The sequence below is a fragment of the Burkholderia sp. JPY481 genome (assembly GCF_038900515.1).
GTDB lineage: Bacteria > Pseudomonadota > Gammaproteobacteria > Burkholderiales > Burkholderiaceae > Paraburkholderia > Paraburkholderia youngii.
In genome coordinates this window covers 18,661-40,985 of the sequence record NZ_JAYMRT010000015.1, presented here as the reverse complement: position 1 = coordinate 40,985, position 22,325 = coordinate 18,661, and the positions used below count along the sequence as shown (strand labels likewise).

Annotated in this window: 25 protein-coding genes; 11 read left to right on the top strand and 14 right to left on the bottom strand. The window is 65.0% G+C overall.

The window, feature by feature from the left end; genetic code table 11:
• Positions 1–2: 2 nt before the first annotated feature.
• Positions 3–461, top strand: coding sequence for a MarR family winged helix-turn-helix transcriptional regulator (locus tag VSR82_RS29000; RefSeq protein ID WP_368586844.1), 459 nt, complete (start codon positions 3–5; stop codon positions 459–461).
• 41 nt (positions 462–502) lie between these two features.
• Here VSR82_RS29000 and VSR82_RS28995 read toward each other — a convergent pair whose 3' ends face one another.
• A complete protein-coding gene (locus VSR82_RS28995) occupies positions 503–1,093 on the bottom strand; it encodes a winged helix-turn-helix transcriptional regulator (protein ID WP_429457634.1) in 591 nt (196 codons plus the stop codon).
• 140 nt (positions 1,094–1,233) lie between these two features.
• A complete protein-coding gene (locus VSR82_RS28990; protein WP_429457636.1) occupies positions 1,234–1,539 on the bottom strand; it encodes a cysteine hydrolase family protein in 306 nt (101 codons plus the stop codon).
• On the opposite strand from VSR82_RS28990, the gene VSR82_RS28985 reads away from it, so the two are divergent.
• Positions 1,513–2,400 carry an enoyl-CoA hydratase/isomerase family protein gene (locus tag VSR82_RS28985; protein ID WP_429457638.1) on the top strand — a complete coding sequence of 296 codons (888 nt, stop codon included), beginning with the start codon at positions 1,513–1,515 and terminating at the stop codon, positions 2,398–2,400. The genes VSR82_RS28990 and VSR82_RS28985 overlap by 27 nt on opposite strands.
• Before the next feature lie 13 nt (positions 2,401–2,413).
• Here the strand turns inward: VSR82_RS28985 and VSR82_RS28980 are convergent, their stop codons facing one another.
• From VSR82_RS28980 to VSR82_RS28970, 3 genes are all read right to left on the bottom strand, one after another.
• On the bottom strand, positions 2,414–3,070 hold the full coding sequence (locus VSR82_RS28980; RefSeq protein WP_429457640.1) for an amino acid ABC transporter permease: 657 nt from the start codon (positions 3,068–3,070) through the stop codon (positions 2,414–2,416).
• 2 nt (positions 3,071–3,072) lie between these two features.
• Positions 3,073–3,840, bottom strand: a complete 768-nt coding sequence (locus tag VSR82_RS28975) for an amino acid ABC transporter permease (RefSeq protein ID WP_410849885.1) — start codon at positions 3,838–3,840, stop codon at positions 3,073–3,075.
• A 62-nt stretch (positions 3,841–3,902) separates the two neighbouring features.
• Positions 3,903–4,724, bottom strand: coding sequence for a transporter substrate-binding domain-containing protein (locus tag VSR82_RS28970; RefSeq protein ID WP_368586876.1), 822 nt, complete (start codon positions 4,722–4,724; stop codon positions 3,903–3,905).
• Positions 4,725–5,274: 550 nt separating this feature from the next.
• Here VSR82_RS28970 and VSR82_RS28965 point away from each other — a divergent pair.
• Positions 5,275–6,168 (top strand): LysR substrate-binding domain-containing protein, encoded by an 894-nt coding sequence (locus tag VSR82_RS28965; protein WP_429457643.1) that lies wholly within the window; start codon positions 5,275–5,277, stop codon positions 6,166–6,168.
• A 33-nt stretch (positions 6,169–6,201) separates the two neighbouring features.
• On the opposite strand, the gene VSR82_RS28960 is transcribed toward VSR82_RS28965, so the two are convergent.
• Positions 6,202–7,284, bottom strand: a complete 1,083-nt coding sequence (locus VSR82_RS28960) for a calcium:cation antiporter (protein ID WP_368586851.1) — start codon at positions 7,282–7,284, stop codon at positions 6,202–6,204.
• Between the two features lie 295 nt (positions 7,285–7,579).
• Positions 7,580–7,939, bottom strand: a complete 360-nt coding sequence (locus tag VSR82_RS28955) for a BON domain-containing protein (protein ID WP_013091595.1) — start codon at positions 7,937–7,939, stop codon at positions 7,580–7,582.
• Positions 7,940–8,264: 325 nt separating this feature from the next.
• Between VSR82_RS28955 and VSR82_RS28950 the strand changes: the two genes are divergently transcribed.
• The gene (locus tag VSR82_RS28950) at positions 8,265–8,894 is read left to right on the top strand and encodes a DNA-3-methyladenine glycosylase (protein ID WP_429457646.1); all 630 of its coding nucleotides are present in this window, start codon (positions 8,265–8,267) and stop codon (positions 8,892–8,894) included.
• A gap of 219 nt (positions 8,895–9,113) precedes the next feature.
• Entirely contained in the window at positions 9,114–9,461 is a 348-nt protein-coding gene (locus tag VSR82_RS28945; RefSeq protein WP_368586853.1) for a DUF4148 domain-containing protein, read from the top strand.
• A 269-nt stretch (positions 9,462–9,730) separates the two neighbouring features.
• Here the strand turns inward: VSR82_RS28945 and VSR82_RS28940 are convergent, their stop codons facing one another.
• A complete protein-coding gene (locus VSR82_RS28940; RefSeq protein WP_368586854.1) occupies positions 9,731–10,174 on the bottom strand; it encodes a CBS domain-containing protein in 444 nt (147 codons plus the stop codon).
• A gap of 293 nt (positions 10,175–10,467) precedes the next feature.
• On the opposite strand from VSR82_RS28940, the gene ribA reads away from it, so the two are divergent.
• Positions 10,468–11,118 carry a GTP cyclohydrolase II gene (gene ribA, locus VSR82_RS28935; RefSeq protein WP_026228235.1) on the top strand — a complete coding sequence of 217 codons (651 nt, stop codon included), beginning with the start codon at positions 10,468–10,470 and terminating at the stop codon, positions 11,116–11,118.
• Between the two features lie 17 nt (positions 11,119–11,135).
• Here the strand turns inward: ribA and VSR82_RS28930 are convergent, their stop codons facing one another.
• From VSR82_RS28930 to VSR82_RS28920, 3 genes are all read right to left on the bottom strand, one after another.
• Positions 11,136–11,306, bottom strand: a complete 171-nt coding sequence (locus tag VSR82_RS28930; RefSeq protein ID WP_410849882.1) for a hypothetical protein — start codon at positions 11,304–11,306, stop codon at positions 11,136–11,138.
• 5 nt (positions 11,307–11,311) lie between these two features.
• Positions 11,312–12,220 carry an NmrA family NAD(P)-binding protein gene (locus VSR82_RS28925; protein ID WP_429457649.1) on the bottom strand — a complete coding sequence of 303 codons (909 nt, stop codon included), beginning with the start codon at positions 12,218–12,220 and terminating at the stop codon, positions 11,312–11,314.
• Between the two features lie 100 nt (positions 12,221–12,320).
• A complete protein-coding gene (locus tag VSR82_RS28920) occupies positions 12,321–12,464 on the bottom strand; it encodes a hypothetical protein (RefSeq protein WP_410842554.1) in 144 nt (47 codons plus the stop codon).
• Here VSR82_RS28920 and VSR82_RS28915 point away from each other — a divergent pair.
• Positions 12,451–13,368: an AraC family transcriptional regulator gene (locus tag VSR82_RS28915; protein ID WP_368586857.1), complete on the top strand. Its 918-nt coding sequence runs from the start codon at positions 12,451–12,453 to the stop codon at positions 13,366–13,368. The two genes, VSR82_RS28920 and VSR82_RS28915, sit on opposite strands and share 14 nt — an antisense overlap.
• Positions 13,369–13,402: 34 nt before the next feature.
• Here VSR82_RS28915 and VSR82_RS28910 read toward each other — a convergent pair whose 3' ends face one another.
• The 3 genes from VSR82_RS28910 to VSR82_RS28900 form a co-directional block, all read right to left on the bottom strand.
• Complete coding sequence (locus VSR82_RS28910) at positions 13,403–14,254, bottom strand: anti-sigma factor family protein (RefSeq protein WP_498858279.1); 852 nt, start codon at positions 14,252–14,254, stop codon at positions 13,403–13,405.
• Positions 14,251–14,769 carry a sigma-70 family RNA polymerase sigma factor gene (locus tag VSR82_RS28905; protein WP_410849879.1) on the bottom strand — a complete coding sequence of 173 codons (519 nt, stop codon included), beginning with the start codon at positions 14,767–14,769 and terminating at the stop codon, positions 14,251–14,253. Before VSR82_RS28905 ends, VSR82_RS28910 begins: the two co-directional genes overlap by 4 nt.
• A 158-nt stretch (positions 14,770–14,927) precedes the next feature.
• Entirely contained in the window at positions 14,928–15,653 is a 726-nt protein-coding gene (locus VSR82_RS28900) for an anti-sigma factor family protein (protein WP_429457654.1), read from the bottom strand.
• Positions 15,654–15,819: 166 nt separating this feature from the next.
• Here VSR82_RS28900 and VSR82_RS28895 point away from each other — a divergent pair, with 166 nt between their 5' ends.
• The 4 genes from VSR82_RS28895 (at position 15,820) to VSR82_RS28880 (ending at position 21,600) form a co-directional block, all read left to right on the top strand.
• Positions 15,820–16,092, top strand: a complete 273-nt coding sequence (locus tag VSR82_RS28895; RefSeq protein WP_368586861.1) for a DUF4148 domain-containing protein — start codon at positions 15,820–15,822, stop codon at positions 16,090–16,092.
• 115 nt (positions 16,093–16,207) lie between these two features.
• Positions 16,208–17,317 (top strand): catalase family peroxidase, encoded by a 1,110-nt coding sequence (locus tag VSR82_RS28890; protein ID WP_429457656.1) that lies wholly within the window; start codon positions 16,208–16,210, stop codon positions 17,315–17,317.
• Positions 17,314–17,853 carry a cytochrome b gene (locus VSR82_RS28885; RefSeq protein WP_429457658.1) on the top strand — a complete coding sequence of 180 codons (540 nt, stop codon included), beginning with the start codon at positions 17,314–17,316 and terminating at the stop codon, positions 17,851–17,853. Before VSR82_RS28890 ends, VSR82_RS28885 begins: the two co-directional genes overlap by 4 nt.
• A 219-nt stretch (positions 17,854–18,072) precedes the next feature.
• Positions 18,073–21,600, top strand: coding sequence for a DEAD/DEAH box helicase (locus VSR82_RS28880; protein WP_429457659.1), 3,528 nt, complete (start codon positions 18,073–18,075; stop codon positions 21,598–21,600).
• The last annotated feature ends 725 nt before the right edge of the window (positions 21,601–22,325 follow it).

Here is a 22,325-nt window from a genome sequence, read left to right as displayed (position 1 = left end):
ACATGAAACCGAAGGATCAACTGGCACCCGAAAATCTGATGCTTTCCGATTACCTGTGCTTTGCGGTCTACTCCGCGAACCTGGCTTTTGGCAAGGCATACAAGCCGATACTCGAGGAACTCGGGCTTACCTACCCGCAATACATCGCGATCATTGCGTTGTGGGAGGAGGACAATCAGACCGTCAGCGGTCTTGGCGCCAAGCTGTTTCTCGAATCGAACACGCTTACGCCAATGTTGAAGAAACTCGAGGCGATGGGTTATCTGGAAAGGCAACGCGATCCCGGCGACGAGCGCCAGGTGCGGATCAGTCTCACGAAGAGCGGCAGGCGGCTGCGCGAAAAAGCGCTGAAGATGAACCCCGTCGAGACAGGGCTTGCGTCCGACGAGTTCGCGAAAATTCAGGCGTCGGTCGTGACGTTGCGGAACAATCTTATCAAGTCAGTCCAGAACGACGAATGAACGCGTAACGGTCGCTTAGCAGGGGGCGCCCATGTCTGCATTCAACGGACTTTTTGGCGCCTCACGGGGGACTTCCCGGCGGACCGAACCTCGCGGGGACCTGGTTTAGACGAGCGAGTGCAATCAGCCAGAGGCTTGCCGGTCTTCGCTGCATCCTGTCGGCTCGCGCGCTCCTGCGCGTAGGACGGGCTCAGCTCAATCTTCAGATCTTCGCGCCGCAATGGTTCACCGCAGGCCTGGCAAACGGTGCCAAGGCCGGCATCGTTGCCACACGTGACATGCGTGAAGCGTACCGCGACGTCCTTGCCCTGCGGTTTATGCCACTTTTCGCCCCATTCGCGAAGCGCCAGCATGACCGGGTAAAACGCTCGGCCCATCTCGGTGAGTTCATATTCGTAACGAGGGGGCGTTGCCATGTAGCGCTTGCGCTCGATCATGCCGTCCGCTTCGAGCCGTTTGAGCCGGGACGAGAGCATCTGCGGCGTCGCTTGCGACTGCGCCACCAGACTGTCGAATCTCCGATTGCCCATAAACAGTTCGCGCAGGATCAGAACCGCCCAGCGGTCGCCGATGACAGCCTGAGACAACGCGATCGGGCACAGCGTATCGCTCTTGGCGGGCAATGCACTCATTCAAACCTCCATCGAAATCGCAGCGATCGTAAGTATGATAATCATAGCAATATTGGCGCAGGTTTGCGGCTCAACGCACGCGTGAGGAGCCTGTGACTCGCTGATCCATTGCGCAGCAGTGCGTGCGGAAATCTTAGCGATCAGGCGGGAAGTGCGGCAACCAGTTGTGCCGTTGTCAGGATCGCATGGGCGAAAGTGGGACCGTTCAGATCGTGTGCGGCGCGCATCATTTCCTTGGTGAAGGCGGCTGTAGCGTCTCGCACGAGTGTGACGTGATAGCCGAGTTCCATTGCGAAGCGACTCGTGGACTCGATACATGTATTCGCCAGCAAGCCGACGACGATCACGTGCGTGATGCCTTGCTGTTTGAGCTGAAAGTCGAGGTCGGTGTTAGCAAAGCCGCGTTGACCCCAGTGCTCATGAGCGATGATGTCACCCGGATTCACACAGAACCCAATCGTTTTAGGAGAAGCACCATGTCCGACCCTTCGCAGTTCGACATCGACCGCAGCAATCCTGGCCGGTGGACGATCACCTTCAGCAACCCGCCGATCAATATGTTCGTTCCCGCGACGATCGTCGAATTGGACGCACTAATGGCCGATCTCGAGTCGGACCCGTCCGTCAAGGTCGTGGTGTTTCAGTCGGCGAATCCCGATTTTTTCGTCGCCCATCTCGACGTAGCCAAGGCTGCCGAACGACCGGAGGTGCTCGGCCTTTGGCGCGACTTCGTACTGCGCCTGTCGTCTGCGCCAGTGGTGAGCATCGCAAAGATTCGCGGCCGTACGCGCGGTATCGGCAACGAGTTCGTGCTCGCCTGCGACATGCGGTTCGCCAGCAGGCAGAATGCTTTGTTCGGTAACCCCGAGGTCGGCGTCGGTCTGGTCCCTGGCGGCGGAGCGCTCGAGTGGCTGCCGCGCCTGGTCGGCCGTTCGCGGGCGCTCGAGATCGTGCTCAGCGCCGACGACTTCGATGCCGACGTCGCCGAACGATATGGCTGGGTGAACCGCACGCTGGATGATGACGACCTCGACTCTTTCGTCGAAATGCTTGCGCGGCGTCTGGCGTCATTCGACCGTGAAACGCTCGGCGCCGCGAAAGCCCAGATCAATCGCGTCGGAACGCCGACGGCCGCCGAACTCCAGTCGAGCATCGACATGTTCTTTCCGGCTCTCGCCTCGCCAGATGGGCAGGCACGTCGCGCCAAGCTCCGTAGCCTCGCCTACGGCGTGCCGAGCGACTTCGAACTGAATTTCGGCAAGTACATGCCCACGCTAGGGCCGGCGGGCGACGATGACACGCTATAGCCTCCCGATCACCTCAGCGATGCAGCCCGACCTTCTGCCGCTTCTCCAGCACGCGCGCATACCAGGTCAGCGGAAAACACATCGCGAAGTAGATCATCGCGACCATGCCGTAAATCGGAAACGGCCGGAACGCGGCGTTCGTGATCATCGTGCCGGTCTTCGTCAGTTCGATGAAGCCGATGATCGACGCGAGCGCGGTGCTCTTCACCACCTGCACGAGAAAACCGACGGTCGGCGCGACCGCGATCTTCAGTGCCTGCGGCCACACGATATAGCGCAACTGCTGGCCGAACGTCATGCCGAGGCTCGCGCCCGCCGCCCACTGACCGCGCGGCACCGCTTCGACGCAGCCGCGCCAGATGTCGACCAGATAAGCGCTCGTATAGAGCGTCAACGTGACGGCCGCAGCGGCCCACGGCGACACGTCGATGCCGATGAGCGGCAAACCGAAGAACGCGAGAAAGAGTTGCATCAGCAGCGGCGTGCCCTGAAACACCTCGACGTATAGCACGACGATGCGGCGCAACCATGCCACCGGCGACACGCGCATCGCGAGCAGCACGAGCCCGACGACCCCGCCGCCGACGAACGCGATCAGCGACAGCAGCACCGTCCAGCGCGCGGCGAGCAGCAGATTGCGGGCGATATCCCACAGCGTGAATTCGACCATGATCAGCGCTCCGTCGGCAGGGTACGCGCGCCGCGCCACATCAGGCGGCCGCGCCAGTTGCGAGGCAAGCCGTCGTTGCCGCTGCTGCTGTTGTTGGCGCCACGCGCGGCGCGGCCCGCGAACAGCCCGCGGCCGAAGCGGTTCAGCAACTGCCGCAACACGATCGACATCAGCAGATAGGTCGCCGTGATGATCACGTAGCTCTCGAACGAGCGGAAGTTGCGCGACTGGATGAAGTTCGCCGCATAGGTCAGGTCGGGCACCGAGATCTGCGACACGACCGCCGAGCCGAGCATTACGATCAGCACCTGGCCGAGCAGCGCGGGAAACACGTTGGCGAGCGCCTGCGGCAGCACGACGTAGCGGAACACCTGGCGTCCATGCAGACCGAGCGCCTCGGCGGCCTGCACCTGGCCGCGCGAAATCGAATCGATGCCGGCGCGCACGATCTCGGTCGCGTACGCGCCGAGATTGACCGTCATCGCCAGAATCGCGGCCTGGATCTCGTCGATATGAATGCCGAGGCTCGGCAGACCGAAGAACACGAAGAACAGCTGCACGAGAAACGGCGTGTTGCGGATCAGCTCGACGTAGCTCGCGACCAGCCAGCGCGCCCACTTCGGCCCGGCCGCCGCGATGCTCGCGCCGGCAATCCCGACGAGCCCGCCCGCCAGGGTCGACACGGCCGTGAGACCGAGCGTCACGGCGGCGCCGCGCGCGAGCATCCCCGCATAGAGGCCGAAGCCGGTGAAATCGAACGCGTAAGTCATGGCCTCGTGCCCATCGTAGGATCAGATTGAGGCGCGGACTTTACAGCACCACGCCACGGGTTTCAGAGATCGGCCGGCAGCGGCGCTCGCAGCCACTTCTGCGAGATCGCGTTCATCGTGCCGTCCTTGCGGGCCTTGGCAATCGTTTCGTCGACCTTCGCCTTCAGGCGCGGCTCGTTCTTGTTCAGACCGACGTGATCGGGCGAGCTGAACAGCGCGAACTTCTGCTCCGGATCGTTCGCCGGATGCCGCGCGAGAATCGTCGCGCCGACGTCGTTGCCGACCACCATCAACTGTACCTGACCAGAAAGAAACGCCGAAATAGCGCCATTCGGATCGTCGAAACGTTTGATGTTCGCCGACTGCGGCGCGATCTTCGTGACGCTCAGGTCTTCGAGCGTGCCGCGCGCGACCGAGATCGACTTGCCGCCGAGGTCGGCGGCGTTCTTCACCGGCAGCGATTTCGGGCCGAATACCGCGAGGTAGTACGGCGCATATGGTTGCGAGAAGTCGATCACTTTTTCGCGCTCCGGCGTCTGGCCGACCGACAGCAGCATGTCGGCCTTGCGATCGGCGAGGAAGGCCATGCGGTTGTCGCCCGTCACCGGCACCAGTTCGACCTTCGCGTTGAGCGCCTTGCCGATCAGATTGGCGACGTCGATGTCATAGCCGACCGGCTTCATGTCCGGACCGATCGAGCCGAACGGCGGATAGTCCTCGAACACGCCGATGCGCACGGTGCCGGACTTCGCGATGTCGTCGAGCGCGTCGGCATGTGCGGCCGATGGCAGCGCGCACAGCGCGCCGAGCGCGGTCATCGCGAGGGTCGCGGCGAAGGTCGCGAACACGCGGCGGGTCGATTGGAGAGCGGGGCGCTGGTTCATCATCTGGTCCTCTGTCGTCATGCGGGTTCGTCGAAGCGAAGCGTGTGTGATGGGTTCGGTGTCGGGCAGCCGGTTCGTTTACGCGGATGTGGTTCGGCGTGAGCGCCGCCGCAGATACCGCGTGTGGATGCACTGTAGGTTTGCCAAAATCACGCAACAATCGAAATATGCGCATGGGCCGCATGACGTACGCTCATGGCTCGCCGCCGGCGAACGCAGCGGCGAGCGCTGCGACGATGTGGCGGGAAGCTACGGGCGATGGCCTATGCGGGTTAACATCCATATCGGGCTGAGGAAGTCCAGCGTGCATCGAGGCATGAGGAAAGCTCGGTTCCGGTGCACTTCCTGAAGGCTTTTTGCACCACGCCGGTGCGACGTCGACCAGAGCGAAGATTCTTATGCGCGCCATGAGCCGGACGCATGCGGGTTCCCCAGCGCGCCCACTCGTGCGCGCATAGCCGATCGCGTATGCTGTGGGCATAACGGGCAGGGCGGCGACGCGCGCTGCCACAGCCCCGCAATGATTTTTTCTGATCCTGGACGACATTCGATGCGACGCCTACCGCCGCTCAACGCGCTGCAGATTTTCGAAACCGTCGCGCGCCATCGCAGCTTCACGCGTGCCGCCGATCATCTGTGCCTCACGCAAGGCGCGGTCAGCCGGCAGATCATCGCGCTCGAGGAGTACTACAAGTTTCCGCTGTTCAAGCGTCATGCGAAGGGGCTGACGCTGACCGCCGAGGGCGAAATGCTGCTGCCGGCGGTCAAGGAGAGCTTCGCGCGAATCGAGGAAATGTCGCTGCGCTTGACGAGGCAGCGCACCGACCTCGCGCTGAAGGTGCCGACCTGCGTGATGCGCTGGATGCTGCCGAAGATCATGCGCTTCCAGTCCGAGTATCCCGATCTGCACGTGCAGATCACGACCACCTGGCAGCACGACGTCGATTTCCAGAGCGAGCCGTTCGACGCGGCGATCATCTACGGTTCGTCGCCCGGTGCGGACGTGCAGGCGGTGTCGCTGTTCGAGGAGCGTCTGACGCCGGTCTGCACGCCCGAACTGCTGAAGGACAAGCCGCTCGCGCAGGTGGCCGATCTCGCGCGCCATACGCTGCTGCATCCGACTCGCGATCACCGTGACTGGAAGATGTGGCTCGCGAAAGTCGCGGAGACCGATGCAGCGGGCGCCGCCACGATCGACGCGGAGCTCGGCCCGAGCTTCGATACGCTCGACATGGCGACCAATGCCGCCGCGCAGGGCTTCGGCGTCGCGATCAGCGACCTCGCGCTGATCGACGAGGATGTCGCCGCGCGGCGCCTGGTCCGGCCGTTCGACACCGTGCTGAAGACCGGCTGGCGCTATTACTTCGTGTATCCGGACTCGGTCGCACAACAGCAGAAGCTGAATCTGTTCCGCGACTGGATGGCCGAGCACTGGGAAGAGTGAGTTGCCGTCCGCCAACGCCGGATAGGGCATCCCTCACGGCGCGAACGACAAAAACAGATAAGCCGCGAATAGAGACAGATGCACGGCGCCTTGCAGAATCGTCGTGCGTCCGGTGCTGAGCGTCAGCGTGGCGACGACCAGCGTGAGCGCGAGCAGCACCATGTCCTTGCCGTTGATGCCGAGCACGATGGGCTGACCGATATACAGAAACACGCCGGCGACGGTGGGAATGGTCAGGCCGATACTTGCCAGCGCCGAGCCGAGCGCGAGGTTCAGGCTGGTCTGCAAACGATCGGCGCGCGCCGCGCGCAACGCCGCGAGCCCTTCGGGTAACAGCACCAGCGACGCAATCACGATCCCGACCACCGCCGGCGGCGCGCCCGCGCCGAGCACCGCGGATTCGACCACCGGCGACAGCACTTTCGCGAGCAGCACGACCGCGACGAGGCTCACCATCAGCAGCACGCCGCTGATGGCTGCGAGGCGCGCGCCCGGCGGCTCGGCATGGACGTCTTCGTCGGGCACGCCGGCCAGGAAGTAGTCGCGATGGCGCACCGTCTGCACGAACACGAACACGCAGTACAGCACCAGCGACGACACACCGGCAAACGCGAGCTGCGACGGCGACAAGACCGGCCCGGGGCTGGTGGTCGTGAAGTTCGGCATCACGAGCGTCAGCACCGACAGCGATGCGAGCACCGCCAGCGCGGCCGCCGCGCCGCGGCTCTGGAAGTCCTGTTCAAGATGGCGGATGCCGCCCGCCAGCAAACATAGCCCGACGAGCCCGTTGCAGACGATCATCACGGCCGCGAATACCGTATCGCGCGCGAGACCGGCTTTCTCGGGACCAGACGTCAGCATCACCGAGACGATCAGCGCCACTTCGATCACGGTGACGGCGATCGCGAGCACCAGCGTGCCAAACGGTTCGCCGACGCGATGCGCGACCACTTCGGCATGATGGACGGCGGCAAACACGGCCGCGCACAGCGAAACGCCGACCAGCGCCAGCAGCAGCGCATTGCCCGGCATCGCGTAGGCGGCACCGAGCACGATCCAGCCAATGATCGGTGCGACGAGGGTCCAACGGGGCAAGACGGTCGCCGGCGAAGTCATGCGGCCTTCCTTTCGGTGCGTGTATGAACTTGAAGTGATGCCTTAAGGATCGACCTTAAGCCATTAAATTATAAGGGAGAAATCGTCGCGACAACCCGTGCTGCACGGAGTCGTCCGTTCAACATATCGTGGTTTCGAGGGCATGGGGGATTCGTCTCGTCGGGCGGTGTGACGGCCGCGCCGGGGGCAATCGTGTCGAGCGACCGATCGGAGGGGAATTGGCGTCGCGACGGAGCTTTCCGCCGTCGACGCCAGCTTGCTGCTTTACCGCTACTTCTTCAGCTGCTTGACCGGCTTACTGGCCGATTGCGCGGATCGACAGTGCGCTCTTCACCGACGTCACGCCTTCCACGCCCTGAGCGGCGTTCGTCGCGATTTCGATCTGAGCCTGCTCCGGCACCGAACCTTCCAGCGTGACCGCGCCGCTGCGTGCGCGCACGGTGATGTTGCCGACGGTCAGGCCCTTCGTACGTGCGAGCTTCGCGCGGACTTTCTTCTGCAGAGCGCGATTAGCCTGTTTAACTTCCTTGGTGGTCGGTGCCGCTGCCGCCGGCGCTGCGGTCGCAGCTGCATCGCTGCTTTGCGCGTACGCGTTGAGGGAAGCGAAAACGACCAGCGCGCCGCCGATCACCTTGATTGCCGAGAATGCTTTCATTCAACCATCTCCTATTGTCGTAGAACGTCGATCCCCCGGATGGGGTCGATTTTTTTTACATCAGCGGGTACAGCGGGATTCAATGCGAATGGAACAGGTACAGCAGCCATGCGAACACTTGCAGCGGGACACGCACGTTTCCGCGAGCCGCGAAGCGCGCGCAAGACATGCAAACGGCCGTGTGACCGGCCGGAAGCACACGATACAGCAATTGGTGCCATGTTGACTTGCTGACGCAGAAAATGAGGCGTCGGTACAACGAATTTGCAGATCGCAACCGGTCTATGACCTGGGATTTCAGCACCGACTTAAGGATATCCAGCCCATGCGAAACGAAGCTCTTCCGATCCGACCTTTACACCGCGACGATCTGCCGGTCGATACGGTCGAACTCGCGCGCTTCATGGTCGGCAAATATCTCGTGCACGATCTCCCCGAAGGACGCCTGAGCGGCCGCATCGTCGAGACCGAGGCGTATCCGCTCGGCGATTCGACGAGCCACGCGTTTATCGGACGGCGTCCGTACAACGGCTCGATGTTTCTCGCCCGTGGTCACGCTTACGTGCGGCTGACCTACGGTGTGTCGTACATGCTGAACATGTCGTCCGAAGCGGAGGAGGTCGGCGGCGGCATTCTGCTGCGCGCGATCGAACCGCTCGAAGGACTCGCGCTGATGGAAGCGCGCCGCCCCGGCGTGCCGCTGCGCGATCTCGCCCGCGGACCCGGCCGGCTGACGGTGGCATTCGGCATCGGCCAGGCGTTCGACGGCCAGGATCTGTGTACGGGACGCGGGCTCTGGATCGGCGTGATCGAAACCGGCGACGCACCGGTCGGCGTGACGACGCGCATTGGCCTGTCGCGCGAGATGCACCGGCCGCTGCGATTTTTCGAACCGGGCAGCGCGTTCGTCAGCGGCCCGCGCAAGCTACTGACGATTCCGCATTCGGGCGCATGACATTTCGGCGGCCCACGGGATGTTCCGGACAATTGTTGCCCGGAACATCATGCGGGGCGAATCGACTCCTCGATATTCCCCGGCATTGTTGCGAACAGCACAATTTTCTATCTCGCAATTAAGGGTTTTCCCTTGCTCATGCGGTGACTAGACTGAACTTATTCGCTGAACACCACGGTGTTGGCGATGCAGATAAAACCACATTGGAGGGAAGTCATCATGAAATCGCTGATCAAGGCAGTTGCCATTGCAGCCGTTGCCGCCGCGCCGATCGTATCGTTCGCGCAATCGAGCCAACAGCCGCTCACCCGCGCCCAGGTTCGCAACGAACTGATCCAACTGGAGCGCGCGGGCTATAACCCGTCGACCTCGAACGACGCGGAATATCCGGCCGACGTCCAGGCCGCCGAACAGCGCGTCCAGGCGCAAAATCCGGCCGTCGCGCAAACCCAGCCCACCGCTAATACCAGCGGTTACGGCGCGCCGATGAGCGGCGCGACGCAAGCGGGTCGCCCGACGCAGCCGCAGCCGACGAGCGGCCCGAAGAGCGTGTATTTCGGTAACTGAGTTCGCTAACCGGTAAGCACGCGGCACCACGCTGTGCGCCGCTTTCGCGAGCGCACGGCGTTTCATACCAGGTACTGTTTCAACCGAGCGCGCCGCACCCATGCACCCGCAAGCGTGTCATCCGTGCGCGCGTCGCGTTCCTCTTTCCGAAGGAACCTCCGCTGCCGCAAGGTAGCTTGGCCCAAGCTCTTCGAGGCTTGGGCTTTTTTTGCTTCCGCTACTGCGCGGATGATCGAGGCGCGTTCGTTCAGCGAAAGCCGTGCTGGCTGTCAGAGGCGTTCGCCGTGGATGTAGAACTCGAGTTGCTGGATCGTGAACTGCTGCTCCGCGATGATGTCCTTCACGAGGTCCCCAATCGACACCATGCCGATCAGCCGCTCGTTCTCGATGACCGGCAGGTGACGCATGCGCCGCTCGGTCATCAACGCCATGCACTCTTCGGTCGTCTGGTCCGGCCGCACGAAGCGCACCGCCTTGCTCATGATGTCGCGCACCGGTGTCGCCTTCGACGAGCGGTCCATCAGCACTATCTTGCGTGCGTAGTCGCGCTCCGTGACGATGCCGGCGATGCTGTCGCCGTCCGTCACCACCAGCGCGCCGATGCCTTTCTCGGCCATCAACCGGATTGCCTCATAGACGGAATCGTCGGCGCCGATCGTGTAGACCTCGGAGGAGTTCGGTTTCGTTTTAAGAAGCTGTGCAACGCTTGTCATGGAGCGCTCCGTTTCGCAATGCAGCACGCCGAAGTGGCGCACTGTCGTGAGGGACAGGCGATTCCAGTATAGGCGCGACGTGCGCCCGCGGTACATCAGGAATATCTGGGGCGCGCCGGAGAATGCCTGCTGAATTGGCGGGTTCGACGGGTGCTTCGCGGGGGTTGTGGCGGCGCAGCGTCCAGTGGCTGCGAAGGGGCATCCACGTGCTGCGCGCGGATTAGCGGTAAACTCGCAGTCCAACCCTTATCCCCGGCTCGACCGGGTTCATGCCAGCACTATCGTTCAACGCCATGCTCACGTCTCAGGATTCATCGCCCGCAGCGGACGGCGCCGTCACCAGCGAATGCGTCGTGCTCGACGCCACCGCCACGCTGCCCACGCGCTACGGCACGTTCACTTCCTATGTGTTTCGCGTGGTCGACAGCGGCGCCGAACATCTCGCGCTCGTGATGGGCGATGTCGCCAACCAGTCGTCCGTGCTGACGCGCCTGCATTCGGAATGTCTGACGGGCGACGTGCTCGGCTCCTATCGCTGCGACTGTGGTGAGCAGCTCGACCTCGCGCTGCGCTATATCGCGGCTGAAGGTTGCGGCGTGCTGCTGTATCTGCGCGGCCACGAAGGACGCGGCATCGGCCTGTCGAACAAGATCCGCGCGTATGCGCTGCAGGAGCAGGGGCGCGATACCGTCGAAGCCAACCTCGATCTCGGCCTGCCCGACGATTCACGCGAATACGATTCGGCCGCGGGCATCCTGCGCACGCTGAAGGTCACGTCGGTGCGTCTGATGAGCAACAATCCCGAGAAGTTCGACACGCTGTCGAAGCACGGCATTCCGGTGTGTGAGCGTGTCGCGCTCGCAATTCCGATGCGCGAGGAAAACGAGCGCTATATCCGCACCAAGCAGCTGAAGTTCGGCCATTACTTCGACGAGAACGAATAAGCCGGAACGCCAGCCACCTAGAACACGCCGAAATCGTCGTTGCTGTCGGGAATCGCGGCGAGCAGGTCCGCAAGCGCGCGGCAGCCGATCAGGTTCGAAAGCGTTATCGCCGCGCGCAGCCAGCACTCGGCGCGTGAGTCTGGGTTCGCCGCTGCTCGCGCCACGCCGTCCGTTCGCCGAACCTCCATGCGGCTCACCGCGCCGCCGCCTGGGTATCGCCCACGCGCGATAGCAGCGCCTCCAATACCTGCCGCAACGTCGTGGCGCCGAAGCGTCGCTCGCTGGCGTTCGCCTCGACGTCGATGCGGCCAGCGTTGTGCGCGTCGTACAGATCGACGATCAGTTGCGCGTGACGATCGCCGAGTCCGGCGCCGCGCAGCACGCCGCGCCATTCGTCGCGCGGCACCCGCTGGGCGATCACCGGCCGCCCCGACAGTTCCGCCAGGATGCGCGCGACGTCGAGCGCGCTCACCCGCTCTTTCCCTTCGATACTGACCACCCGCGGCGTCGCGCGCAGCGGCGCATCGTCGAGCAGCAACTGCGCGGCAAGCTCGCCGACGTCCTCGGCGGCGACGGTCGGAAACAGCTTGTCGAGCGGATCATGGAGACTCGGCAGCACGCCCCGGCCGAGTGCGACCGGCAGCACCCGCGCCCAGTTCTGCATGTGCTCGGCGGCGCGCAGCAAGATCAGCGGCGACGTGACGTTGCGCAGCAACTGCGTTTCGAGGTAGTGGAACAGCGTCGTAATGCCGGTGCCGTCCGCGTGTTCGGCGCCGTAGTCGGATAGCGCGAGGAGCCGCGGCGGCGCGGCCGTGCGCAAGGCCGCGACGCCCGCATCGATGATGCGCCGCATGGCGGCCGCGGGATCGTCATGCGCTCCCGGCACCGGACAAAGCCATTGCACCGCCTGCGCGCCGTCGATCGCGCGCGTGACCGACTCCGCGTCGTTCAGGTCGGCGAGCGCGATCTCGCAGCCGATTGCCGCGAGTGCTTCGGCCTGGGTTGCGTCGCGCACCACCGCGCGTACTGGTTGGCCCGCGCGACGCAAGGCGGCTGCGCTCGCCTGTCCCACGTGACCGGCCGCTCCGAAAATGACGAACACGTTGTGCTCCTATTGAGGATCGCTATGGCGTGATGGTAGGGACGCGTCGTCCGCGAGGCGCTCAGATCCGGATGACTTTGCGCAGATATGGATGATCTTTTTACGGCGATGCCGCGCAGGTCGCGCGAATCGCGTCGGCGGTTGGCGAGCTACGAAATTCCGTCACGCCTGCGAAGCCGCCGAAAACGCCGCACAATGCAGGCTTCTCGCCGTCATTCAGGAGACAAGCGATGAACGCGGTCACCCCGATTTCCGTGCTTGCGCCGCACAGCGGCTCGCGCATCGCCGTGCGCACCAGCAGGGCGCTCGGATGGCAAGGCTTCGGTGCGGAGCTGGTCAACGTGTCGGCCGGTTTGCATCGGATGCCGGCGTTCGTCCATCACCGCGTGGGCGTGCACGTCGGCGCGCCGGTAACCGCGCGCTGTCTGTGCGATGCGCGCCGCCACACGCGGATTCAGGCGCACGGCGACGCGGATGTGATCCCCGCGGGGCTCGAAGGTCAGTGGAGCGATGATGCCGCCTGCACGATTTTCAGCGTCTGGTTTGCCGAGGACTTCGCGCGACGGACCGTCGAGCAACTCGCATTGAAATCGGCCGACGCGCAGCTGCGTCCGCGCTTCCAGATGCGCGATCCGCGCTTTCAGCATCTCGCGTGGGCGCTGCGCGCGGAGCTCGAAGCGGACGATGCATCCGATCCGCTGTACGCCGAAAGTCTGTGCACGGCGATGCTGGTGCGTCTGATCGGCGTCGAACCGGTGGCCGACAACCGGCGGCGTACGCTCGCGCCGCGCACGGCCGCGCGCGTGATCGAGTTTATCGACGCGCATCTGGATCAGCGTTTGACGCTCGACGAGCTCGCCGCCCAGGCGCAACTGAGCGTGCCGCATTTCAAGGCGCTGTTTCGCGATACGCTCGGTGTGCCCGTGCATCAGTACGTGGTACAGCGCAGGGTGGAGCGCGCGCGAACGCTGCTGCTGCAAGGACGCCTCAGCGCAAGCCAGATCGCGCTCGAGACGGGCTTTGCGCATCAGAGCCATATGGCGCACTGGATGTCGCGTTTGCTGGGTGCAACGCCGCGTGAACTTCGCGGCGCCGCGCGCGACGACGCGGTCCTGCCGGGGCAGATGAAGACGAACACACCACGTTGATGCGCGAGCCGCGCGGCGCCGCACGGCATCCGCTTTAACCGGGCGCCGCGCCCGTCAATTGCGCATAGACATCATGCGCGAGCTGCAACAGCTCGTTGCGATCGATGCCGCCCGACACCGCATAGCCAAAATCGCCGTCGACCCAATAGAACACGTTGACGGGCCCCGCCTGATACAGCTTGAACGCCGTCGTATTCGCGTTCTCCCGACGATGCGAGATGCACAGCGTGACACGCTCGCCGTTCGGTCCGCGATACATGAACTGCGCGGTCGGACCATCCTCGCCGGGCAGCAGGCGGCCGCCCGACAGCATGAAACCGCTCTTCGACAACATCGGCGGATGGACCTCGGTGCCCAGCCGGTTCGCGAGCCATTGCACGAAGTCCTGCTCGTGATCGGCGCTCATGTCGCTCGGCCGATCGATCGCCGGCATGTAGACGACATGCGCGACCGCCGCCCGGCGCGCGAAACCCTCGGCGCTATTCGCGCTGACAACACGATTGCCGGCTTGAGTGTCGGCCCCGGTATCGGTTCGATCGATCGCAACGGGTGGAATCAGATCGTTCCTGTGCATGCCGATGCCCAGGCCGAGCACGAGCGCGGCAGCCATGCCCGCGAACTGCGCGGCGTAGCGCGGCCAGTTCGCGGCCGCTCGCGCGCGGCGCGGCGCGCCGGTCTGCAGACGTATCGGCACAGGCTCGCTGAGCACCCGGTCGTAGCGATCGTGAAGCAGCCCATTGAGAGAAAAGTAATCGCTGACGCGCGCGGCCAGCTCCGGATTCTGTTCGAGCGCGCGCTCGACCTCGTTACGCCGCTCGCCGGACAGCGTGCCGTCCACGTACGCGTGCAAGTCTTCTTCGCCGATCGGCATTTGCGGCTCGCTCATCGCACCACCTGTAATTTCGCACCGGGCTGGGCGCCCGCCATCAAAGCTCGCAGCCGTTCGCGTCCACGCGACAGCCGCGACATCACCGTACCGATCGGAATGTTCAGCGCGAGCGCGACGTCGGCATAGCTCATCTCCTCGAGACCGACCAGCAGCACCACCTCGCGCTGCTCGACCGGCAGCCGCTGCAGCGCGTAATCGAGGTCGCGCATTTCGAGCGAACGCGTCTGTCCCGACGGCACCGCGAGCTCGCTTTCGGCGATGCTGTCGTCGTCGACCGCGACATGGACCGCGCGCGCCGCCGCCCTGCGCGCCTGATTCGCGAACACGTTGTGCATGATCGTGAACAGCCATGCGCGCAGATCGGTGCCCGGCTGGAACAGACGGGTGCGGCCGAGCGCGCGCTCGAGCGTGTCCTGCACGAGATCGTCGGCGAGCTCGCGATTGTTGATCAGCGCCCGCGCATAGCGCCGCAGACGCGGCACATGCTCGATCAGCTCGTCACGGACATCCATGGTCGATCCGGTTCAGGGGGCGTGGGGGTGGCATCGGCTTCACTCGCGTCGGTATCGATACGCGCCGGGCCGGTCGCGGAAGCTTCCGTCGCACGATGCGCTCGCACTGCAAACACCTTTCAGCGCATTTTATTCCGCATAGGCCGCGGATATCGGCGTCAGCGCGCGGTCATCACATCGGCGGCGCGCATCAGGCCGTGGGTGCGCGCATCGCCCGCGACGACGAAACGCTGGCGCCGAGCGGTCCACGTCAGCAGCCGCAACTCGCCGACGCGGCGCGCGGCCCACTGCGGCTCTTCGCGCGCAAACGGCGCCGCCGCCGACAGCACCACCACCGGCTGCTGATCGCCGTTCAGATAGACGAGCTCGTCCACGCGCTGCAATGGCCCGAGCCGCAGCACGCGTTGCCCGACGAGGCGCAGGCCGATCGAGCCGAGATCCGGCGCGGAGGGATCGACGCGCGTCGGCGATGCCGACGAAAAGGGTCGCGCGCTGGCTTCGGCGAGCGCCATCACGGCAGCGTTGTCGAGTGCTTGTGCCGACACCTGAGCCGCCGCGAGCCAGCCGCTGACGGCAATCACCATCAGCGCGAGGGCTATCAGTGCGACCAGCGTCCGGCGCGCGGGACCGGCCGGTTGCACACGCATGCGGAGCCGGCGCGATTCGCGCAGGTGCTCATGCGCGGGCTCCTCGGCGGTCTGAAAGGTCGCCTGGATCTGTGCGTTCAAGCGGTCGTAAAAGGCCACACGCCGCGCTTCCGCCGGATGCTTGCCGAGATAGTCGCGCAGCGCCGCGGCACGTTCGGGCGTCAGCGTGCCGTCGGCATAGGCCTGGATGTCGTCTTCGGACGGAGGAGTGCCGGACGGGCGATGAGTCGAGGTCATGATGATGCGCGGTGTTGACTACTGCTATCCGATGACAAACACCGGCGCCCGGGCATTTATTCCCCGCGCCGGCGATGTTTTTTTCACGCGGCGAATACAGGAATAAACGCCGCCGACTCGTGGTTCTCCCTGGTGCGAACCCGCACAACACTCACTGGAGTCGATCATGAAAAAGCTTTCGTTCGTCGCTTTGTCGTTCGTCGTTCTCGCCGCTTCGTCGAGCGCGTTTGCGCAGGCCAAGACACGCGCTCAGGTGTACCAGGAATTGATCGAGGCGCAGCAGAACGGTCTCGACTACATCACCGACACATCGTACCCGGACGTGAGTCCCGTGTTCGCGCGTCAGGTCGAGCAGCACAAGATGGCGCTTGCCGCGCAAACGGCGGCCGCCGCGAGCCACGTCGCGAACTCGGGCGCGCCGGCTGTTGGCACCCGTTGAAGCATCGGCTACCGGCGCGCGAATGGGTTTGAACGGGCGCGCCGGTGCCGGATGGAATAGATCGTAGCGCGGCGTGTTTGCCCGTACGTTGGTATCCATCCGGCAAGGAGTCTCCGTGACACAACCCTCCCGACCCAAACCTCATCCCGCCGGCTCCGGCCCGCGGCCCATCTGCGTGCCATGCCGGCTCGCCGCGATCGGCGCGGTCGTGCTCGCGCTTGCGGGCGGCTTCGCATACACCGCGGGCTGGCTCACGCCCGCGCGTCTGACCGCTCCGCGCATCATCGATACGTTCGAAGCAGTCGCGGGCCAGCATCCCGGCTATCGACGCAATCACGCCAAAGGCCTATGCGTGGACGGCTATTTCGATAGCAACGGCAATGGCGCAGCGCTGTCGCACGCAGGAGTGTTCGCGCCGGGTCGCACGCCAGTTACGGGGCGCTTCGCGGTGCCCGGCGGTAACCCATCCGCCCCCGATACGAGCTCGCCGGTGCGCAGTCTCGCGCTGGAGTTCCAGCTTCACGACGGCGAACAGTGGCGTACCGGCATGAACTCGACGCCGGTGTTCGCGGTGCATACGCCCGCGCAGTTTTATCAGCAGTTGCTGGCCTCGAAGCCCGACCCCGCGACCGGCAAACCGGACCCCGCCAGATTGAAGGCGTTCTACGCGGCCAATCCCGAAACGCAGCCGTTCCAGCGCTGGGTCAAGTCGCACGCGCCGTCGTCGAGCCTCGCGAACGCCGCGTACTACGGCATCGACGCGTTTCTGTTTACCGATGCCCACGGCACGACGCGCGCGGTGCGCTGGGCCGTCGTGCCCGACACGCCGTACGCGCCGGTCACCGCGGCGCAGCAGGCCGAAAAGAACTTCCTCGCCGCCGATCTCGACGAGCGTCTGCAACACGGCCCCTTGCGCTGGCATCTGATATTGACCGTCGCGCAGCCTGGCGACCCGACGAACGACGCGACGCTGCAATGGCCCGACGACCGTCAGCGCATCGACGCGGGGACGCTCGTGATCGAACGCACGACCTCGCAGGAAGACGGCACCTGCCGCGACATCAACTTCGATCCGACGATCGTGCCGGCCGGCATCGCGCCATCGGACGATCCGCTGCTCGCCGCGCGCTCGGCCGCCTACGCGCAGTCGTTTCAACGCCGCACGCGCGAGGAGGCGTTGCATCCCGAGGTCCATCGAACCCAGCCAAACGGAGAGCACTCATGAGCCGCGACCGCACTCACTTCAGTCCGCTCGCGCGGCTATTGCACTGGACGATGGCGCCGCTGATCGTCGCAATGCTGTTCATCGGCGTGGGCATGGTCGCGACGGTGTCGCGCACCCATGATGCGTTGGTCGCGCTGCATCGGCCGCTCGGCATCGCGTTGCTGCTGCTCGTGCTGGTGCGGCTCGCGGTGCGCGTGAAGCGCGGCAGTCCGCCATTGCCCGCGCAGATGTCGAAGCCGCAGCGAATCGCGGCGCATGCGTCGCACGTCGTGCTCTATGGGCTGATGCTCGCGATGCCGCTGATCGGCTGGGCGATGCTGTCGGCGGCCGGCTATCCGGTCACGCTGTTCGGTCCGCTGCATCTGCCGCCGATCGCGCCGCACGACGTCGCGCTGTTCGCGCTGCTGCGCGCGCTGCATACGTGGCTCGCGTTCGCGTTGTACGCGACGGTGCTGCTGCATCTGGCGGCGGCGTTGCTGCATGGGCTGATCCTGCGCGACGGGGTGTGGAGCAGCATGGCCCGCCCAGGACGCTGATACCGGCCGAAGCGGCCGGGCCGCGGCTCGTTCGGGCCGTTCTCAATCCGACCCGATCGGCCGGCCCGCCGATTTTCGTCCAACGCGTAAAATGGCCGGTTACCACAGGCAAATCGCAGTTGGACAAAATCGGCCGGGCGTCGCGAGCGCGCGTCGCCCGTCGCACCGGTTCGACCCGCACGCGCTTGCCTTCGCCGGTTTGAACAGGAATGCACGCGGATGTCGTCAGTTTTCTTCGATCGGGACAGCATTGCGGAATGGCTCGGTGAGCGCACCGTCGCCAAGGCGCGCTCGGTGGGCGCGATCAGCAACGTCAAATGGCAGGGAGAGACGCTGTCGGGCGACGTGCAGGGCTCGCAGCCGCAGCCATACCGGACACGGGTCCGTTTCCGGACCGATGGCGGCTCGCCATGGGCCGAAGGCGAATGCACGTGCCCGGTCGGGCGCAATTGCAAGCACGTCGCGGCGCTGCTGCTCGCGGAACTCGACTACCACGACGAGATGGATCACATCACGCAGGTCGAGGACGACAGCGACCCGGCCACGTCGGAGGTGTCCGTCGCGCGACGGATCACGGTCTCGGGCGTGCCGCCGGCGCCATCACCATCTTCATCTTCTTCTCCGGGTGTGCGGCCCGAACTGGTCAGCTGGCTCGAGCGTTTTCGCGCGCGCGCCCGCGCGGCCGACGCCGCCGCCGAAAAAAATGCCGCCCGCAAGGTGGAGGCCGCGAGCCAGGAGACACTCGCCTATCGGCTCACCTGGTCGCGTTTTCATCTGCGCCACGAGGTCGTGCTGCATCGCGCGCGTTGCGACGCGGACGGCGTGATCGTCGAAGTCGGCGACAGCTGGGGCGACGTCGAAGGCGCGCTGCTCAGGCAGCCGCGCTTCGTGTCCGACGAGGACCTGTCGATTCTGCGCGGCCTGTGGCTCGGCCGCTCGCGCGAGGACCTGGGCCAGTTCGTGCTGCGCGGCACGAGCGGCGCGGAAACGCTGCAAAAGCTGATCGCGACCGGGCGCCTGTTCTTCGACTTCAGGATCGCGCCGGGCAAGGCTGGACCGACGCCGCTCGCGCGCGCCGCCGACCGGCCCGGACGCATCGAATGGGAGCCGCTCGCCGACGAACGCCTGCGCCCGGTGCTGCGCACCGAACCGCGCGCGAGCATGGTGCTGCCGACCGAGCCGGTCTGGTACGTGGACGGCGTCGCCAACGAGGCGGGCATCGTGCCGCTGTCGCTGCCGTTCCAGCAATTGCCCGACTACCTCGCGATGCCGCCGATCTCGCTCGCCGAGGCGCCGCTCGTCGCGTCGGTGCTGCGCGAGATCGCGCCCGAGCTGCCGCTGCCGCCGACCCACGACGCACCCGCGATTCGGGTGATCGATGTGGAGCCGGTGCCGGTGCTGACGCTGAACAGCCACGCGCTGCCGGGCGCGGCGAAGGGCATGAAGACGGCGAAGGCCGCGAAAACTGCGAAGGCCGCGAAGGCCGCGAAAGCCGCCGAGCGCAAGTCCGCCGCGGTCGAGCTGGCCGCCGCGAGCTTCGACTACGACGGCGTCAGCATCAACGCCGACAGCAGCGTGACGCTGGTGCCGCTGCCGGGCGGCGACGTGATTCACATCCGGCGGCGCTACGACGCCGAGAAAAAACGCTTGCTGGAATTGCGCAAGACCGGTCTGCAGAAAGTGCCGACGCGCAATATGCAGGCGGCGCGTCTATTGCCCGACACGATGCTCGGTCTGCCCGATGCCGACGCATGGTCCGAGTTCGTCAACGACGCGGTGCCGGATCTGGTCGCGAAGGGCTGGCGCGTGACGATGGCGCCCGAGTTCCGCTACAACGTGATCGAGATCGACTCGATCGACGGCACCGCGCAGCAAGCCGGCGACGGCTGGTTCGATCTGGAGATGGGCATCCGCGTCGGCGAGCGCAACGTGCGGCTCGAGCCGCTCCTGGCCGATCTGTTCCGGCGCGACCGGCGCTGGCTGTCTGGCGCGCTCGAGAGCATCCGCGACGACGAACCGATCGAGCTGAAGACCGAGGAGAACAAGCGTCTGCGGCTGCGCGCCGATCGACTGAAGCCGGTGGTGCGGGTGCTGGTCGATCTGTTCGATTCGCTCGGCGGCGCGCTTGCCGAAGGCGCGCCGCTGCGCGTGCCCGCGGTCGATGCCGGCCGCCTCGATGCGCTGCATGACACCGGCCGCTGGCAGTTCAGCGGCGACGCTTCGATCCGCGACCTCGCGCGCCGTCTGCAGGCCGGACCCGGCTTGCGCGAAGTGCCGGTGCCGCGTGGTCTGAAGGCCGAGCTGCGCGCGTATCAGCACCAGGGCCTGAACTGGATGCAGTTCCTGCGCGAACAGGATCTGGCCGGCGTGCTCGCCGACGATATGGGGCTCGGCAAAACCGTGCAGACGCTCGCGCACATTCTCGCGGAGAAGGAAGCAGGGCGGCTCACGCATCCCGCGCTGATCGTCGTGCCGACCACGCTGGTGCACAACTGGCGCGAGGAAGCGCGCCGCTTTGCACCGGACTTGAAGGTGCTGGCGCTCAACGGGCCGCATAGGAAGGAACGCTTCGCGCAGATCGGCGCACACGAGCTGATCCTGACCACTTATGCGCTGCTCTGGCGCGATCAGAAGGTGCTCGGCGAGCACGACTATCATCTGCTGATTCTCGACGAAGCGCAGTACGTGAAGAACGCGACCACCAAGGCCGCGCAGGCGATTCGCGGCTTGCGGGCGCGGCATCGGCTGTGTCTGACGGGCACGCCGCTCGAGAATCATCTCGGCGAGCTGTGGTCGCAATTCGATTTTCTGCTGCCAGGCTTTCTCGGCAGCCAGAAGGACTTCACGCGACGCTGGCGCAATCCGATCGAGAAAAACGGCGACGACGTGCGCCGCGCGTTGCTCGCGCGCCGCATCCGGCCGTTCACGCTGCGCCGGCGCAAGGACGAGGTCGCGAAGGAACTGCCGCCGAAGACGACGATCGTGTGCCCGGTCGATCTCGAAGGCGCGCAACGCGACCTGTACGAAACCGTGCGCACGGCGATGCAGCAGAAGGTGCGCGCGGCGGTCAGCGCGCAGGGGCTCGCGCGCAGTCACATCATCGTGCTCGATGCGTTGCTGAAGCTGCGTCAGGTGTGCTGCGATCCGCGGCTCGTGCGCACCGCGAGCGGCGTCACGGACGGCGCGGCCGCGAGCGGCGGCGAGCGGGCGATGCGCTCGGCCAAGCTCGATCTGCTGCTGTCGATGCTGCCCGAGCTGATCGAGGAGGGGCGCCGCGTGCTGCTGTTCTCGCAGTTCACCGGCATGCTCGCGCTGATCGCCCAGGCGCTCGACGAAGCGGCGATCCCGTACGTGATGCTGACGGGCGACACCGCTGATCGGGTGACGCCGGTCGAGCGGTTCCAGCAGGGCGAGGTGCCGCTGTTCCTGATCAGCCTGAAGGCGGGCGGCGTGGGGCTGAACCTCACGGCCGCCGACACGGTGATCCACTACGATCCGTGGTGGAACCCGGCCGCCGAGAACCAGGCGACCGACCGCGCGCATCGGCTGGGGCAGGACAAACCGGTGTTCGTCTACAAGCTGATCGCGGCCGGCAGTATCGAGGAAAAGATCGTCGAGCTGCAGGAGCACAAGGCCGGGCTCGCGGACAGCATTCTCGCGGAAGACGCGGCGGGCGCCGCGAAGTTCTCGGACGACGATCTCGACGCGCTGTTCGCGCCGATGCCGGAAATCGAGGGCGCGCGGTGAGCGCGCCTTCACGATCGAATGAGGCAACGCAGAGGCAACGCGCAGGCTGCAGGCGGGGAATCTGATGCGCTGCAGCAACATCAAAAGGGGGCCGGACTGTAACAAAACGTCTGTGTATGTAAATGGCCGCCGCGTGGGGCTTCAACTCATACCAATTTCGAACTCGCGCTGTGTAAGACTTGCGCCTCGTGCGCTTCCGGACGACGTGTAATTACTACTTTGGCAGCGGTTACAAAGGAATTTCTTTCATCTTGAGCACGGCTTCGCGCCGGGCTAACGTGACATGACTCGTGCGGCTAGACCCCGGCGAGCGTGTGTAGTGTTTTTTGGGCGGCGTTGCTTCGACAGGAGCAACGCCGCATTTTTTTGCCTGCGTCACTTGCGCCGGGCCTCACCCGCTGACTACTTTTGACGCGTTGCGTCATCGCACTGCTCATCAATGTGAAGCAGGTAGAAACGCCTCATACAAAAATAGGGCTGCGAGTCTCGCGCTCGCGCAGATGATTGCATCAAATGACAACTCGTCCCGAGACGAAATCTAACAATGTTTAAACGATTTATTCTGAGATTATTCTTATACTGGACACGCAATTGTTAAATAAGAGTACCTGAAAGGAATCTTAAGGCGGATAAGCGGCAAGGCCGAAAGGCCGCTCCAGCAAGGGTCTGCGGTCCGCATTGTGATGTCCGTCCGGGTGCCTCCCAGTACTGGCAGACCGGAGGAA

Coding starts and splice junctions, on each gene's coding strand:
- VSR82_RS28960 (WP_368586851.1), bottom strand. CDS start 7,284: ATGACTTCGCCGGCGACCGTCTTGCCCCGTTGGACCCTCGTCGCACCG.
- VSR82_RS28900 (WP_429457654.1), bottom strand. CDS start 15,653: ATGACCTCGACTCATCGCCCGTCCGGCACTCCTCCGTCCGAAGACGAC.
- VSR82_RS29000 (WP_368586844.1), top strand. CDS start 3: ATGAAACCGAAGGATCAACTGGCACCCGAAAATCTGATGCTTTCCGAT.
- VSR82_RS28895 (WP_368586861.1), top strand. CDS start 15,820: ATGAAAAAGCTTTCGTTCGTCGCTTTGTCGTTCGTCGTTCTCGCCGCT.
- VSR82_RS28975 (WP_410849885.1), bottom strand. CDS start 3,840: ATGACTTACGCGTTCGATTTCACCGGCTTCGGCCTCTATGCGGGGATG.
- VSR82_RS28955 (WP_013091595.1), bottom strand. CDS start 7,939: ATGAAAGCATTCTCGGCAATCAAGGTGATCGGCGGCGCGCTGGTCGTT.
- VSR82_RS28995 (WP_429457634.1), bottom strand. CDS start 1,093: ATGAGTGCATTGCCCGCCAAGAGCGATACGCTGTGCCCGATCGCGTTG.
- VSR82_RS28980 (WP_429457640.1), bottom strand. CDS start 3,070: ATGGTCGAATTCACGCTGTGGGATATCGCCCGCAATCTGCTGCTCGCC.
- VSR82_RS28940 (WP_368586854.1), bottom strand. CDS start 10,174: ATGACAAGCGTTGCACAGCTTCTTAAAACGAAACCGAACTCCTCCGAG.
- VSR82_RS28905 (WP_410849879.1), bottom strand. CDS start 14,769: ATGGATGTCCGTGACGAGCTGATCGAGCATGTGCCGCGTCTGCGGCGC.
- VSR82_RS28945 (WP_368586853.1), top strand. CDS start 9,114: ATGAAATCGCTGATCAAGGCAGTTGCCATTGCAGCCGTTGCCGCCGCG.
- VSR82_RS28985 (WP_429457638.1), top strand. CDS start 1,513: ATGAGCGATGATGTCACCCGGATTCACACAGAACCCAATCGTTTTAGG.
- VSR82_RS28970 (WP_368586876.1), bottom strand. CDS start 4,724: ATGAACCAGCGCCCCGCTCTCCAATCGACCCGCCGCGTGTTCGCGACC.
- ribA (WP_026228235.1), top strand. CDS start 10,468: ATGCTCACGTCTCAGGATTCATCGCCCGCAGCGGACGGCGCCGTCACC.
- VSR82_RS28965 (WP_429457643.1), top strand. CDS start 5,275: ATGCGACGCCTACCGCCGCTCAACGCGCTGCAGATTTTCGAAACCGTC.
- VSR82_RS28930 (WP_410849882.1), bottom strand. CDS start 11,306: ATGGAGGTTCGGCGAACGGACGGCGTGGCGCGAGCAGCGGCGAACCCA.
- VSR82_RS28915 (WP_368586857.1), top strand. CDS start 12,451: ATGAACGCGGTCACCCCGATTTCCGTGCTTGCGCCGCACAGCGGCTCG.
- VSR82_RS28950 (WP_429457646.1), top strand. CDS start 8,265: ATGCGAAACGAAGCTCTTCCGATCCGACCTTTACACCGCGACGATCTG.
- VSR82_RS28885 (WP_429457658.1), top strand. CDS start 17,314: ATGAGCCGCGACCGCACTCACTTCAGTCCGCTCGCGCGGCTATTGCAC.
- VSR82_RS28880 (WP_429457659.1), top strand. CDS start 18,073: ATGTCGTCAGTTTTCTTCGATCGGGACAGCATTGCGGAATGGCTCGGT.
- VSR82_RS28910 (WP_498858279.1), bottom strand. CDS start 14,254: ATGAGCGAGCCGCAAATGCCGATCGGCGAAGAAGACTTGCACGCGTAC.